The 14,521-nt window shown below is 43.8% G+C and carries 15 protein-coding genes; all 15 read left to right on the top strand.

Going from position 1 to position 14,521, the window contains the following annotated elements:
- The 15 genes from DWZ44_RS07715 to DWZ44_RS07645 all read left to right on the top strand — a co-directional run bounded on the left by DWZ44_RS07715 (position 1) and on the right by DWZ44_RS07645 (position 14,518).
- Positions 1-261, top strand: coding sequence for a DUF1292 domain-containing protein (locus tag DWZ44_RS07715; protein ID WP_022461718.1), 261 nt, complete (start codon positions 1-3; stop codon positions 259-261).
- Between the two features lie 178 nt (positions 262-439).
- On the top strand, positions 440-2,104 hold the full coding sequence (locus DWZ44_RS07710) for a ribonuclease J (RefSeq protein WP_055218756.1): 1,665 nt from the start codon (positions 440-442) through the stop codon (positions 2,102-2,104).
- A gap of 5 nt (positions 2,105-2,109) precedes the next feature.
- Positions 2,110-2,445 (top strand): YlbF family regulator, encoded by a 336-nt coding sequence (locus DWZ44_RS07705; RefSeq protein WP_158565848.1) that lies wholly within the window; start codon positions 2,110-2,112, stop codon positions 2,443-2,445.
- Between the two features lie 26 nt (positions 2,446-2,471).
- Positions 2,472-2,885: a solute-binding protein gene (locus DWZ44_RS07700; RefSeq protein WP_117804592.1), complete on the top strand. Its 414-nt coding sequence runs from the start codon at positions 2,472-2,474 to the stop codon at positions 2,883-2,885.
- Between the two features lie 30 nt (positions 2,886-2,915).
- Positions 2,916-3,581 (top strand): O-methyltransferase, encoded by a 666-nt coding sequence (locus DWZ44_RS07695; protein WP_022461075.1) that lies wholly within the window; start codon positions 2,916-2,918, stop codon positions 3,579-3,581.
- Positions 3,578-4,807, top strand: a complete 1,230-nt coding sequence (locus tag DWZ44_RS07690) for a peptidase U32 family protein (protein WP_117804591.1) — start codon at positions 3,578-3,580, stop codon at positions 4,805-4,807. Before DWZ44_RS07695 ends, DWZ44_RS07690 begins: the two co-directional genes overlap by 4 nt.
- 823 nt (positions 4,808-5,630) lie before the next feature.
- On the top strand, positions 5,631-6,680 hold the full coding sequence (locus DWZ44_RS07685; RefSeq protein WP_117804590.1) for an NAD-dependent epimerase/dehydratase family protein: 1,050 nt from the start codon (positions 5,631-5,633) through the stop codon (positions 6,678-6,680).
- Between the two features lie 22 nt (positions 6,681-6,702).
- Positions 6,703-7,953 carry a nucleotide sugar dehydrogenase gene (locus DWZ44_RS07680; RefSeq protein WP_117804589.1) on the top strand — a complete coding sequence of 417 codons (1,251 nt, stop codon included), beginning with the start codon at positions 6,703-6,705 and terminating at the stop codon, positions 7,951-7,953.
- A gap of 33 nt (positions 7,954-7,986) precedes the next feature.
- On the top strand, positions 7,987-8,454 hold the full coding sequence (pssD, locus tag DWZ44_RS07675; protein WP_330411414.1) for a PssD/Cps14F family polysaccharide biosynthesis glycosyltransferase: 468 nt from the start codon (positions 7,987-7,989) through the stop codon (positions 8,452-8,454).
- A gap of 15 nt (positions 8,455-8,469) precedes the next feature.
- Positions 8,470-8,964 (top strand): glycosyltransferase, encoded by a 495-nt coding sequence (locus tag DWZ44_RS07670; RefSeq protein WP_117804588.1) that lies wholly within the window; start codon positions 8,470-8,472, stop codon positions 8,962-8,964.
- Positions 8,965-8,974: 10 nt separating this feature from the next.
- Positions 8,975-10,096: a polysaccharide pyruvyl transferase family protein gene (locus DWZ44_RS07665; protein ID WP_117804587.1), complete on the top strand. Its 1,122-nt coding sequence runs from the start codon at positions 8,975-8,977 to the stop codon at positions 10,094-10,096.
- A gap of 16 nt (positions 10,097-10,112) precedes the next feature.
- Entirely contained in the window at positions 10,113-11,882 is a 1,770-nt protein-coding gene (gene menD / locus DWZ44_RS07660) for a 2-succinyl-5-enolpyruvyl-6-hydroxy-3-cyclohexene-1-carboxylic-acid synthase (protein ID WP_117804586.1), read from the top strand.
- Between the two features lie 12 nt (positions 11,883-11,894).
- A complete protein-coding gene (locus DWZ44_RS07655) occupies positions 11,895-12,758 on the top strand; it encodes an SDR family NAD(P)-dependent oxidoreductase (protein WP_117804585.1) in 864 nt (287 codons plus the stop codon).
- Positions 12,758-13,852 (top strand): glycosyltransferase family 1 protein, encoded by a 1,095-nt coding sequence (locus tag DWZ44_RS07650; protein WP_117804584.1) that lies wholly within the window; start codon positions 12,758-12,760, stop codon positions 13,850-13,852. Before DWZ44_RS07655 ends, DWZ44_RS07650 begins: the two co-directional genes overlap by 1 nt.
- The gene (locus DWZ44_RS07645; RefSeq protein ID WP_117804583.1) at positions 13,853-14,518 is read left to right on the top strand and encodes a DUF1919 domain-containing protein; all 666 of its coding nucleotides are present in this window, start codon (positions 13,853-13,855) and stop codon (positions 14,516-14,518) included.
- The last annotated feature ends 3 nt before the right edge of the window (positions 14,519-14,521 follow it).

The raw sequence follows: 14,521 nt of genomic DNA, 5'->3' as shown, positions 1-14,521 counted from the left end.
ATGGAAAAAATAACATTTGTAACAGATGATGGCGGCAAAGAAGAATTTTACGTGGAAGAGCAGACCAGAATCAATGGAGTCAACTATATTCTGGTATCCGATTCAAAGGACGACGAGGCAAATGCCTATATTCTGAAGGATATCTCCACCGACACCGACGCAGAGGCAGAGTATGTTATGGTAGAAGACGACACCGAATTCGATGCCGTTTCCGGCGTATTTGCTTCCATGTTGGATGACGAGGCAGACATCACCTATTGAACCAGCCGTTTTGAAGCCATACCGGGACGCAGACAAAGCGGGACCGGGACAGCGCTTTAAAGGGCAAATCCTGCAGGTGCGGGACATGCTCCATCAGCCTGAAGTGACGCTCAGGGGATGCGCGCGTGAAGCCGTACCGGTAACGGAATCGTTTGGAAAACATGCGCGGAGGTGCTATTTGAAAAAGAATAATGGAAGTAAATTAAAAATTATACCGCTTGGCGGTCTGGAACAGATCGGTATGAACATCACCGTTTTCGAGTATGAGGACAGTATCATCGTCGTAGACTGCGGACTTGCATTCCCGGAAGACGACATGCTCGGTATCGACCTGGTCATCCCGGATGTAACATATCTGAAAGAAAACATCGACAAAGTCAAAGGCTTCGTCATCACCCACGGCCACGAGGACCACATCGGTGCGCTGCCGTACATCTTAAAAGAAGTGAACGTGCCGGTCTACGCCACCAAACTGACGATTGGCCTGATCGAAAACAAATTAAAGGAGCACAACCTGCTCCGCACCACAAAACGGAAAATCATCAAACACGGACAGTCCATCAACCTGGGCGCATTCCGTATTGAGTTTATTAAAACAAACCACAGTATTGCAGATGCAGCAGCACTGGCAATCTACTCCCCGGCTGGCATCATCGTCCACACCGGAGACTTCAAAGTCGACTACACACCAGTCTTTGGTGATGTCATCGACCTGCAGAGATTCGCAGAGATCGGAAAGAAAGGCGTTCTGGCACTGATGTGCGACAGTACCAATGCAGAGCGGCCTGGCTTTACCATGTCCGAGCGGACCGTAGGAAAGACGATCGACGGCCTGTTTGCCGAGCATCAGAATTCCCGAATCATCATCGCAACCTTCGCATCGAACGTCGACCGTGTGCAGCAGATCATCAACTCTGCTTATAAATACGGCCGTAAAGTTGTCATCGAAGGCCGCAGTATGGTCAACATCATCTCCATCGCGCAGGAGCTGGGCTACATCAATATCCCGGAAAATACCCTGATCGATGTGGAGCAGATGAAAAACTACACCGGCGAGCAGCTTGTCCTGATCACCACCGGAAGCCAGGGCGAGTCCATGGCAGCACTGTCCCGTATGGCGGCACACCTGCACAAAAAGATCTCGATCCTGCCGGGCGACACCGTGATCTTCAGTTCCCACCCAATCCCGGGAAATGAAAAAGCCGTTTCAAACGTCATCAACGAACTGTCTGCACAGGGTGCCAACGTCGTATTCCAGGACGTTCACGTATCCGGACATGCCTGCCAGGAGGAAATCAAACTGATCTACTCCCTGGTAAAACCGAAATACGCCATTCCGGTACACGGCGAATACCGCCACTTAAAAGCACACGCAGAAGTAGCACAGAGCCTCGGCATCCCGAAAGAGAACATCTTTCTCATGTATTCCGGTGATGTCATGGAACTCGATGAGGACGGCGCAGCAGTAACTGGCAAAGTCCACACCGGAGCCATCATGGTCGACGGACTCGGCGTTGGTGATGTAGGAAATATCGTCCTGCGTGACCGCCAGCATCTGTCCGAGGACGGAATCATGGTCGTTGTACTGACTCTCGAAAAGAGAACGAACCAGCTTCTGGCCGGCCCGGACATCGTATCCCGCGGTTTCGTCTATGTACGCGAATCCGAGGATTTGATGGGCGAGGCAAGAGAAGTTGTAGAAGAGGCGCTGGATGGCTGCCTTTCCAAAAATATCTCCGACTGGGGCAAGATCAAATCCACGATCAAAGATGCCCTCGGCGATTATGTATGGAAGAAAACAAAGAGAAGACCGATGATCCTTCCGATCATCATGGAGGCATAAATACCATGGACAAAGTAACAGAATGTCTGGATGCGCTCATCGAAGAAATGAGGGAGAGCAGGGCATATCAGAATTACTTGTGGATGGAAGAGGAACTTGAAAAAGACCCGGACTTAAAAAGCTGGGTCGACGACTATCGAATCCGCAACTACCGACTGCAGCAGTCCGAAAACGTAGACCTTTACGATGCGGTAGATTCCCTGGAGCGGGATTCCTACGCACTCCGCAAAAGCGAGAAAGCAAACGCCTATCTTGAAGCGGAACTCGAGGTCTGTAAGATGGTACAGAAGGTGCAGGACTGCATTTCAGAGGCAATCCGCATCGGAGTACCGGAAATCTAAAACCGAAAATCAAAAGGAGAGCGCCCATGTCCGAAAAGAAAAGGGATGCCGGATACCGCGCAGCGCTGACAGGTGCGAAAGGAACCGTGCGCCTGCTCATTTACGTCTGCGTGATTCTTGTGATCATTCTGGCAGCGAAAACTTCATATCAGTTTGGACATGACGTGTTTGCCGAGGAGCCAGTCGCATCCAGAGGAAAAGGAAAGGAAGTCACCGTACAGGTGCGTTCCGGCATGGAGGCGAAAGAACTTGGCGAACTCCTGAAAGACAACGGACTGATCGACGAAAGCCTTCTGGTTTTCGAAGTCCAGTACCGCCTGTCCGGCTACTACGGCGGCATCAAGGACGGTTCCTACGTGCTGAACACCGCACAGACCGTCAATGAAATGCTGGAAATTCTGGCGGGCGTCAACACCGAAGGACAGCCGTCCGCGGAATAACGCACGTTTGCAAAACAAGAGGAATCTTACATGATAATAGACGAACGAATGGTAACCTACATCAATTCCCTGGACACCGGCCACACCCCGTTTCTGGAAAATCTGGAGCGGACGGCCAAACAGACAAAAGTGCCGATCATTCGCCGTGAAATGCAGAGCTTTTTAAAAGTATTCTTAAAGATGAAACAGCCAAAGAGAATCCTGGAGGTAGGAACTGCCGTAGGATTCTCTGCTGTTTTCATGGCACAGTACGGCGAACCGGACGCAGAGATTACCACAATAGAAAATTACGAAAAACGCATCCCGATCGCACGGGAGAACTTCGAAAAATCCGGCTTTGCCGACCGCATTACCCTGATCCCGGGAGATGCCGCCGAAGTTTTAAAAACCCTGGACGGGCCGTATGATTTTATCTTCATGGACGCCGCCAAGGGACAGTACATCCACTTCCTGCCGGAAGTCCTGCGTGTCCTTGATAAGAACGGCGTACTGATCACCGACAACGTGCTGCAGGACGGCGACGTCATCGAATCCCGCTTCGCCGTGGAACGCCGGAACCGCACGATCCACAAACGGATGCGGGAATACTTATTTGAACTGACACACAATGAAGGGCTGCTGACATCGGTCGTGCCGCTGGGAGATGGAATCGCGATCACGATGAAAAGCCATGAGAAGAGAGAGGAAACAACATGAGAAAACCGGAATTACTGGTTCCAGCCAGCAGTCTGGAAGTATTAAAAGTAGCAGTGATCTTCGGCGCAGATGCCGTATATATCGGCGGAGAAGTCTTCGGACTCCGCGCGAAGGCGAAGAACTTTTCGATGGAAGATATGAAAGAAGGCGTGGAGTTTGCGCATGCGCATGGAGTGAAAGTGTATGTCACCGCGAATATTCTGGCACATAACCAGGATCTTGAGGGCGTGCGGGCTTACTTTGCCGAATTGAAAGAGATCGGGCCGGATGCACTGATTATTTCCGATCCGGGAGTCTATCTCATCGCCATGGAAGTGTGCCCGGAGATTGAACGGCATATCAGTACACAGGCGAATAATACGAACTATGGGACGTATCAGTTTTGGTATGAACAGGGGGCGAAGCGCGTCGTGACAGCGCGGGAGCTGTCGCTGGCGGAGATCAAAGAGATTCGGGAGCATATTCCGGAGGAGATGGAGATCGAGACGTTTATTCATGGGGCGATGTGTATTTCGTACTCGGGTAGATGTCTGCTGTCCAATTATTTCACGGGAAGAGATGCGAACCAGGGGGCTTGTACACATCCGTGCCGGTGGAAGTATGCGGTCGTGGAAGAGTCCAGACCGGGGGAGTATCTGCCGGTGTATGAGAATGAGAGAGGGACGTATATCTTTAACTCGAAAGATCTTTGTATGATTGAGCATATCCCGGATTTGTTGGATGCGGGGATTGACAGTTATAAGATTGAAGGAAGAATGAAGACGGCGCTGTATGTGGCGACGGTGGCAAGGACGTATCGGAAGGCAATTGATGATTATCTGGAGAGCCCTAAGAAGTATGAGGAGAATATGGAGTGGTATCGGGATCAGATCTCGAACTGTACGTACAGGCAGTTTACTACGGGATTTTTCTATGGAAAGCCGGATCATGAGAGCCAGATTTATGATAGTAATACGTATGTGAAGGAGTATACGTATCTGGGGATTGTTGGGGAGAAGAATGAAAAAAGCAGATATGCGATTGAGCAGAGGAATAAGTTTTCGGTTGGGGAAGAGATTGAAGTGATGAAACCGGATGGGGAGAATGTCCGCGTTACGGTGAAGGGGATCTGGGATGATGAAGGGAACCAGATGGAGAGTGCGCCGCATCCGAAGCAGAAATTGTGGATTGATCTTGGCGTGGAATTGGATAGGTTTGATATTTTGAGAAGGAAAGAAATGGAATAGGATAGGAAAATAAAAGGGATTAGGAACGTGTCATTTTCGAAAGGTTGCTAATCCTTTTTTGCGCGAATAGAGATTATGTAAAATAATGGTAATGATAAAAGAAACAAATAGGAAAAAGTTCGACATTCTGTGAAGAAAGTTGCTTCATAATGTTTACAAACTGGAGCAAATAAGCTAGAATGTACATGATATTATTGGACTAAGGCTAAATGCTGTTTTAATAGGCCGTAAGTCACAAAAATATGTTAAGTATCATTACAAACGGAATGTATATAACTGGCAATGTCTACTCAACAAAATCAGTTGAGGTCTGATGGTCTATGGTGGAGCGTAATACACATGCGATAATAGGCATTTTTGCATAAATATACGCCGCATTTTACTGTGAAAATCATGTTTTGTGCAGTAGGACGTTAATACTGATAACTGCATTTATCTGCGTGGCGTTGAGTAACGGACGGAAATTACTAATATTCTGTCGTGTAGACATCATAAAAAATGAATAAATCATTGTGCAGGTTGCAATAAGAATGATGGGTTTGTTTGTATGATTATTACAAAAAGATGGAATGGATAAATTTGGAAAAATAGATGTAGAAAAACAGGTCTACTCAATAACATAACACTTTGATGTAGAGGGTGGAGAGTGCGGCGTATGAATATGCGCCGGAGAAATGCGGAAGAAGATGCAACTGATTTTGTTGAGTGAACTTGTCTGGATAAAGATATGTTGGAAAATAGACGAAATATCGGGAAAAGTATTGATTGCTGGGGTGATTGGATACGACAGCATAAGAAAACACTTAGAAATGGAGGAATACATATGAGCACAGTTACTTTAGATAATAAAACGATTTTAGTCACAGGTGCAGCCGGTTTCATAGGCTCCAACCTTGTGAAACGAATTTATCAGGAGGCTCCTTCTGCTACGGTCATCGGCATTGACAACATGAATGCTTACTACGACGTGGCACTCAAAGAGTTCCGCCTGAATGAGCTGGCTAAGTATCCCACATTTACCTTTGTCAAAGGCAACATCGCCGACAAGGAGCTGATCACGGAGCTGTTCGAGAAGTACAAGCCGTCTGTGGTCGTCAACCTTGCTGCACAGGCTGGTGTGCGTTACTCCATCACCAACCCGGATGCTTATGTGGAATCTAACTTGGTCGGCTTTTTCAATATCCTCGAAGCCTGCCGTCATTGCGAGAGTCTAGAGCACCTGGTGTATGCTTCTTCTTCCTCCGTCTACGGTTCCAACAAGAAGGTTCCGTACAGCACGGATGACAAGGTAGATAATCCTGTGTCTTTGTATGCAGCCACTAAGAAATCTAATGAGCTGATGGCACATGCCTACTCGAAGCTCTATAACATTCCGTCCACTGGACTGCGCTTCTTCACCGTGTATGGTCCTGCAGGTCGTCCGGACATGGCCTACTTCGGATTCACCAACAAGCTGGTGAAGGGCGAAACTATCAAAATCTTCAACTATGGCAACTGCAAGCGTGATTTTACTTATGTGGATGACATCGTTGAGGGTGTTGTCCGTGTGATGAAGAAAGCACCTGACAAGAAGAATGGCGAGGATGGTCTGCCGATTCCGCCGTATGCAGTTTACAACATTGGTAATCAGAACCCTGAGAACCTGCTAGACTTCGTGCAGATTCTGAGTGAGGAGTTAGTAAGAGCGAAAGTTCTGCCGGAAGATTATGACTTCGAGGCACACAAGGAACTGGTTCCGATGCAGCCGGGTGATGTGCCTGTGACCTATGCAGATACTAGCGCACTGGAGCGTGACTTCGGGTATAAACCGAGTACAAGTCTGAGAACTGGATTAAGGAAGTTCGCTGAGTGGTACGCTGAGTTTTATAAATAAAGAAAATTAGAGGGATAGAGAAATGAGAGAGTTTAAGGATTTAAAGATTGCTGTGGCTGGTACTGGTTATGTTGGTCTTTCTATTGCTACGTTGCTGTCTCAGCATCACAAGGTGACGGCAGTAGATATCATTCCTGAGAAAGTAGAGCTGATCAATAACAAAAAGTCTCCGATTCAGGATGAGTACATTGAAAAGTATCTGGCAGAAAAGGAACTGGATCTGACCGCAACGTTGGATGCGAAGGAAGCATACAGTGATGCTGATTTTGTAGTCATCGCCGCACCGACAAATTATGATAGCAAGAAGAATTTCTTTGATACCTCTGCAGTGGAAGCTGTCATTAAACTGGTCATCGAATACAATCCGGAAGCCATTATGGTTATCAAGAGTACCATCCCGGTTGGTTATACAGCAAGTGTTCGTGAGAAGTTCCACTGCGACAATATCATCTTCAGCCCGGAGTTCTTGCGTGAGAGCAAGGCTCTGTATGATAACCTTTATCCCTCCCGTATCATCGTCGGAACCGACGTGGATAATGCTCGACTGGTAAAGGCAGCACACACTTTTGCAGAACTCCTGCAGGAAGGCGCAATTAAGGAGAACATTGACACTTTGTTCATGGGCTTTACTGAGGCAGAGGCAGTTAAGCTGTTTGCCAACACCTATCTGGCACTGCGTGTCAGCTACTTCAACGAACTGGATACTTATGCCGAGATGAAGGGACTGAACACACAGCAAATCATTAACGGTGTTTGCTTGGATCCTCGTATTGGTACTCATTACAATAATCCTTCCTTCGGTTATGGTGGATATTGCCTGCCGAAAGACACCAAGCAGCTGCTGGCGAACTACGCCGATGTACCGGAAAATCTGATCGAAGCAATCGTTGAGAGCAATAGAACAAGAAAAGACTTCATCGCCGACCGTGTTCTGGAGATTGCTGGTGCTTATGAAGCGAATGACAGCTGGGATGAGAGCAAGGAAAAAGAAGTTGTTGTTGGTGTATACCGACTGACCATGAAGAGCAACAGTGATAACTTCCGTCAGAGTTCTATCCAAGGTGTCATGAAGCGCATCAAGGCCAAGGGCGCAACTGTGATCATCTATGAGCCGACTCTGAAAGATGGCGAGACATTCTTCGGATCAGTAGTGGTTAATGATCTGGATAAGTTCAAGGAAATGAGCCACGCCATCATCGCAAACAGGTATGACAAGTGCCTCGATGATGTGAAAGAGAAAGTTTACACTAGAGATATTTTCCAGCGTGACTAAGCAGGGATAAAGAAGATTAGAGGAGAGTGTCAGATGAAAGATAATAAAAATATAAAGGTATGCTTGGTGGGTTCATCTGGCGGTCATTTAACCCACCTTTATATGTTAAAACCGTTTTGGAAAGATAAGAATCATTTTTGGGTTACATTTGATAAAGAGGATGCAAGAAGTCTGCTTGAAGGTGAAAAAATGTATCCTTGTCATTATCCGACAAACCGGAGTCTAAAGGCTCTTATTAAGAATACCAAGATTGCATGGAATGTGTTACACAAGGAAAAGCCAGATTTGATTATTTCCTGTGGTGCAGCAGTTGCGGTCCCGTTTTTTTATATTGGTAAAATGATGGGCGCAAAGTTGGTCTACATCGAGGTTTTTGATCGAATTGATAAACCGACAATGACAGGAAAGATGGTTTATCCCATTGTGGACAAGTTTGTTGTGCAGTGGGAAGAGCAGAAAAAGGTTTATCCGAAAGCGGTTAATCTGGGAAGTATATTCTAAGTAGGGGACGAGAAAATGATATTTGTGACGGTAGGAACACATGAGCAGCCATTTAATCGGCTGATTCAGAAAATAGATGAATTAAAGAAAGACGGCATTATAAACGAAGATGTAATTATCCAGACTGGCTTTAGTACATACGAGCCGAAATACTGTCAGTGGAGTAAGTTGATTCCATATCAGCAGATGGTGAAAAATGTGGCCGCCGCCCGTATTGTAATCACTCACGGTGGCCCGGCAAGTTTTATCATGCCACTACAGATAGGTAAGACTCCTATTGTTGTGCCACGTCAGCATCAGTTCAATGAGCATGTGAACGATCATCAGGTGGAGTTTGCGAGAAACGTGGCTCAGAGAATGGGAACGATTATTCCGGTGGAGGACATTAATACACTGGGAGATATCATAACGAACTATGATCAGATTGTTGCCGGCATGGGACATGGTATGAGTAGTAATAATGCCAAGTTTAATGAAGAACTTGAAAAACTGGTAGATGAATTGTATTGAGGATGGATGGATGAGAAAAGTTGGAATCATGTCGATGCAGCGCATTGCAAATTACGGTTCGTTTTTGCAGGCGTATGCATTGAAACAGCTAATTGAGAAAGTTGGCTGTAATGTAGAATTTGTGGACTACCATGTAGGTGCTCCAGTAATTGCAGAAAATGCAGATAGTAAAAACAAGGTTGTCCGAAAGATAGAAAAGGGGCTGGAAACCTTTCGGTATCAGGCTCCTCTTGCACACAAATTATCGTTCATCCGATATAAACAGTCCTTTGCTCGAAAGTATATGCCGCTTTTGGGAATTGCAGACGAAATGAACTACAATCCGACAGTGGATTGTCTTGTGATTGGCAGTGACGAGGTTTTTAATTGTATTCAAAAAAATTCCAATGTGGGCTATTCGCCAGAATTGTTTGGGAAAAATAACTATGCTAAGAAACTTATCACTTATGCAGCGTCTTTCGGCAATACCACATTGGAAAAGCTGGAAAAGTATAAAAAGGCCAATGAAGTCGGAGCTTTGTTGAAGAAGTTTGACGCGATTTCTGTACGAGATGCTAATTCAGGAACTATTGTAGAACAGCTCACTGGGAAAGAACCAGTGTACAATCTGGATCCGGTTCTGACCTATGATTACATGAACTGCTGCGACAAAATCCCACAGGTTCAGACTAATGAGAAGTATTTGATTCTGTACGCGTATGCAGGTCGTATTTCCAATGATGAGGCAGATTGGATTGCTGCTTATGCAAAAAAAAAGAATTTGAAGGTATATGCAATTGGTGGTATCCAAAAATGTGCAGACCGATTCGTGGACTGCTCACCCTTTGAGGTTCTGGCCTATTTCAGAAATGCAGAAGAAGTTATTACCGATACCTTCCACGGCAGCATCTTCTCGGTGATCACACATCGGCCGTTTACAACATTGATTCGCAAGAGTGTAGGTAACAGCTATGGTAATGAAGAAAAGTTGAGCGATTTGCTAAAACGACTGGGACTGGCCAATCGGATGACAACGAAAATTGAAGATACAGAAAACATCAATGAAAAGGCGATTGATTACGCGAAAGTTGATGAGCAGTTGAAAGCACATAGAGAAGTGGCGAAGGAGTATCTGAGAAAAAATCTCTCCTGAAGGAAAGGAATGACATATGTATACTGAACTGAAAACCTATCAGATTATTATAGCTTTACTGAAGAAATATGGCATTACACATTGTGTTCTGTCTGCGGGCAGTCGCAATGTTCCGTTTGTTCACTCAATTGAAGAAGACCCTGATTTTCATTGCTATTCAGTAGTTGATGAAAGAAGTGCTGGTTATTTTGCACTTGGTTTGTCGCAGGAATTGAACCAACCGGTTGTAATCTCTTGTACGTCCTCTACGGCAACCTGTAATTATTGGCCGCCTGTTGCAGAAGCATTTTATCAGGGGGTACCGATCGTTGTATTGACCAGTGATCGTGATCCTGAAATGCTTGGTCAGTGGGAAGATCAGATGATTGATCAGGTTGGAATGTATGATCGACATGTAAGAAAATCAGTTAATCTTCCGATTATTAATAATCGCGATGATGAAATTTATTGTCAGCGACTAGTCAATGAAGCATTACTAGAGTTGAATCATCATGGAACTGGTCCGGTGCATATCAATGTTCCGATGAAGTCCTATAACAATTCTTTTAATATTAAGACTCTCCCAGAGGTTACGAAGATTGACCTTCTTTGCTTAGATGATGCTGATGACTTATGGAAAGAGAAAATTGAAAAACTGAAAAAAGCTAGGCGGATTTTGGTTACCTGTGGACAGAACAGCTATGTTAGTCCTGCTCTTCAGGAAAGCTTAAAAGGATTTTTTGAAAAGTACAATTCTGCGGTATCAATTGAGTATATGTCTAATATTGAGATAGAAGAAGGTTTGAATCTCAATGTTTGCATGGATGCACGGTATGTTATCCCAAAGAAGGTAAAAGAATTCTTGCCGGATATTGTGATTTCTTTTGGTGGCAATATTTTTGCAGGAATTAAAGAGCAATTTAGAAAGTTTGCAGGAGAGTTTGAACATTGGCTGGTTCAGGAAGATGGCCGGGTTGTTGATCTTTATAAAAGCATTACCACGATTTTCGAATGCAAGCCAGAATATTTCTTCAAATATTGTGTAAATGTAGCTGACGAAAATCAGACGAATGACTGTGAATATTATCAGGGACTGAAGAGATATGTGGATTCGGTTATCTACCCGGATTTCCCGTATTCGCATGTGTATGCAATTAAAGAAGTTGTAGAAAAAATCCCGGCAGACTCTGTATTGCATTTGAGCATTAACGATAGTATTCGTATTACGAATTTCTTTAAGCTTAATCCGAGAATTAAAACCTATGCAAATATTGGGACACATGGCATAGATGGCTGTTTGTCTTCTTTCCTGGGACAGGCCGCTGCGGGAAATAAACAAAGCTATCTCGTAATTGGCGATTTGGCATTTTTCTACGATATGAATGCAATGAGACTGCGCCATATTAAGAATAATGTTCATATTTTGCTGATTAATAATGAGGGCGGATCAGAGTTTTACTTCAATCACATGTGGAAAGATGAGGCAAGTGATTTGCACACAACCGCAAGGCATCATACTAAGGCTGAGGGGTGGGTTAAATCGAACAACTTTATCTATTTGAGCGCACATGACAAAGAATCTATGCGGGAAGCTCTTAAGGAATTCATGCGCAGCGATTTGGAGAAGCCAGTTTTCTTAGAAGTGTTTACAGAAATGAAAACGGACTCGGATGTGATTTATGATTTCTTTGATCTCAGCAGACCGAAGGATGTACAGTCTGAAACGATTCGTAGGAGTAAGGAATTCATCAAGGCAACTATAGGACAGGAGAAAGCTCAGAAAATTGCAGGGCTTTTTAAGAAGTAAGGAGCTTACGGTATGGGCTATAAAAGAATTATCAGGAAAATTGCAAAGTTTATTTTGGCATCTCAGCCAGATGCATTTGTACAGGTAAATGTTGGACAGATTCAATTAGGCAGCATTTTGAAGGACAAAAAGATTGTCATTACCGGAGGAGGAAGTGGCCTTGGATTTGCAATGGCTAAAAAATTCATCTCTGAGGGTGCACAAGTTGTTATATCCGGAAGAAATGCTGATAAATTGAATGCTGCAGCAGAGAAACTCGGAAATAGCAATTGCAAGACCGTGGTTGCAGATGTCTGCGATGTAGCCCATAGCAAGGAGTTCTTGGAAAAGGTAAAAGAACTGTTGGGTGGCAGGATTGACTGTTTAGTCAGCAATGCCGGAGTGTCTTTGCACGAAAATATTTATACGAATGTGACTGTAGAGGGATTCGATAAACAGTTTAACACTAAGTTTCGTGCGGGCTACTTCCTGGGAAAGGCTTTTCTTGAAATGAAAACGAAGGAAGGACAGCCAAATGCAGAACTACTGTATATAACATCTGAAACGGGTGATCAAGTATATGATATTCCGTATGGGATGACAAATGCAGCATTAAACAGCATGGTTGGTGCGTTTTCAAGAAGAGTATACCAGCAAGGAATTCGTGTGAATGCAATCGCACCGGGTGTTACTCTTACGGAAATGACAAGAGATTATGCTGAGTCAAGTGATGGTAATCTGTATAGAAATTGTGCTTCCGGCAGGACTTTCCTCCCGGAGGAAGTAGCAGAAGTTGCATGTTTCCTTTTGAGTGATGCCTCGAAATGCATTTCTGGTGAAGTGCTTCATTGTAATGCAGGAAATCACTTGAAAGCATTTTGGGATGAAAGTAAATAATGAAAGTTTTAGTGATTAATACGGTTAGATTCAAACTGAACGGTATATCGGCGGTAATAAAGAATTATTATCAGGCTATGGATAAGAAAAATCTTCAGATGGATTTTGTTGCTATTGATGAACCTAGTGATGAATACCGTAGCTTTTTCGAGGAAAGTCATCTGAGATGCTATGTATTTCATAAGAAAAATATTGTTAATTATTTTTGCAAAATCTTGGAGCTTTGCCGTAAAGAAAAATACAACATTGTTCATATACATGGTAACAGTGCAAATATGGCAATCGAACTATTTGCAGTAGCGCTTGGAGGAGTAAAAGTTCGAATTACGCATTCACACAATACTGCAACAATGCATCCATTCATGCATAACCTGTTGTGGCCAATATTTTCAGAATTATGTACAACTAGGTTGGCATGTGGTGAAGATGCTGGAAAGTGGTTGTATAGAGATAAGAAATTTACTGTTTTAAACAATGGGATTCAAACAAAAGATTATGCATTCTCTGAAGAAAAGCGTAATACGGTACGAAAAGCGCTTGGAATACAAGATGATGAAGTATTGCTTGGTCATGTCGGAAACTTTATTGAGCAAAAAAATCATTCTTTTTTGATTGATATTTTTGCAGAAGTACATAGTGAGAATCCAAAATATAAATTGATTTTAATTAGCGATGGAATGCTGATGCCTATAATTAAGGACAAAGTGCATTCTCTAGGATTGGATGATGCAGTAATATTTTTAGGAAAAACCTTGAAGGTATCAGATTATCTTCAGGCAATGGATTTGTTTTTACTCCCGTCATTACATGAGGGACTGCCAGTGGTTTTGGTAGAGGCACAAGCGGCAGGTCTTATTTGTGCTGTATCGAATACGGTAGCAAAAGAGGCTGACTTGACGGGGAGCAGTGTTTTTCTGCCAATAGATTCTACTGCTCCGTGGGCAGAAGCAGTAAAAAAGCTGGGATATAAGACAAGAAACAGAGAAGAAGACTCAACGAACAATATAGCTTTAATTAAAGAAAAAGGGTACGACATAGAACAAAATGCTGATAAGTTGCGTCAAATTTATGTAAATGCGTGTGAGGGAAGATAAATGACGTATGAAGGATTGAGACTAAAAGTATTAAAATTCTGGCGAATTGGTTTGGCAAACCATAGAAAAAAGCATCTGAAATCTACAGATTTCACGATTATCTCTAATAACTGTTGGGGTGGGATGATTTATGAAAGTTACAACCTGCCCAAAGAATCGCCTACGGTTGGAATGTTCTTTATTGCAAAAGATTATATTGAATTCTTGTCTGACTTAAAAGGCTATGTCAATGGAAAATTGACTTTTATCAAGTCTGAAGAATCTCGTTGGAAAGATATGCCGCAGATTTCAGGAGATAAGAGATTTGGTTCGTATCCTGTGGGCGTTTTGTCTAATGGGAAAAATTCGATTGAAATCTTCTTCTTACATTACCATAGTGAGCAGGAAGCAAGAGAAAAATGGGAACGTCGAGTGCAGAGAATTAACTGGAATAAGTTACTGGTGAAGTTTAACGACCAAAATGGTTGCACAGAGACAGAAGTGAACAAGTTTATGGAGACGCCTTTTAAGAATAAGGTGTTCTTTACTTGTAAGCACTGGCCAAATGAAAATGGGGGGTACACGGTTATTCACCAGTTCCCCAAGCACGAGTTTATAATGGCTTCTTATGAGCCTTTTGGAAAGAGCAAGTATATAGATATCACAAAGGTGCTGAATAATTTGTGATTC

Origin of the sequence: Blautia sp. AF32-4BH (assembly GCF_003460565.1) — a bacterium.
Taxonomy (GTDB): domain Bacteria; phylum Bacillota; class Clostridia; order Lachnospirales; family Lachnospiraceae; genus Fusicatenibacter; species Fusicatenibacter saccharivorans.
This window is presented reverse-complemented; position numbering and strand designations above follow the sequence as displayed.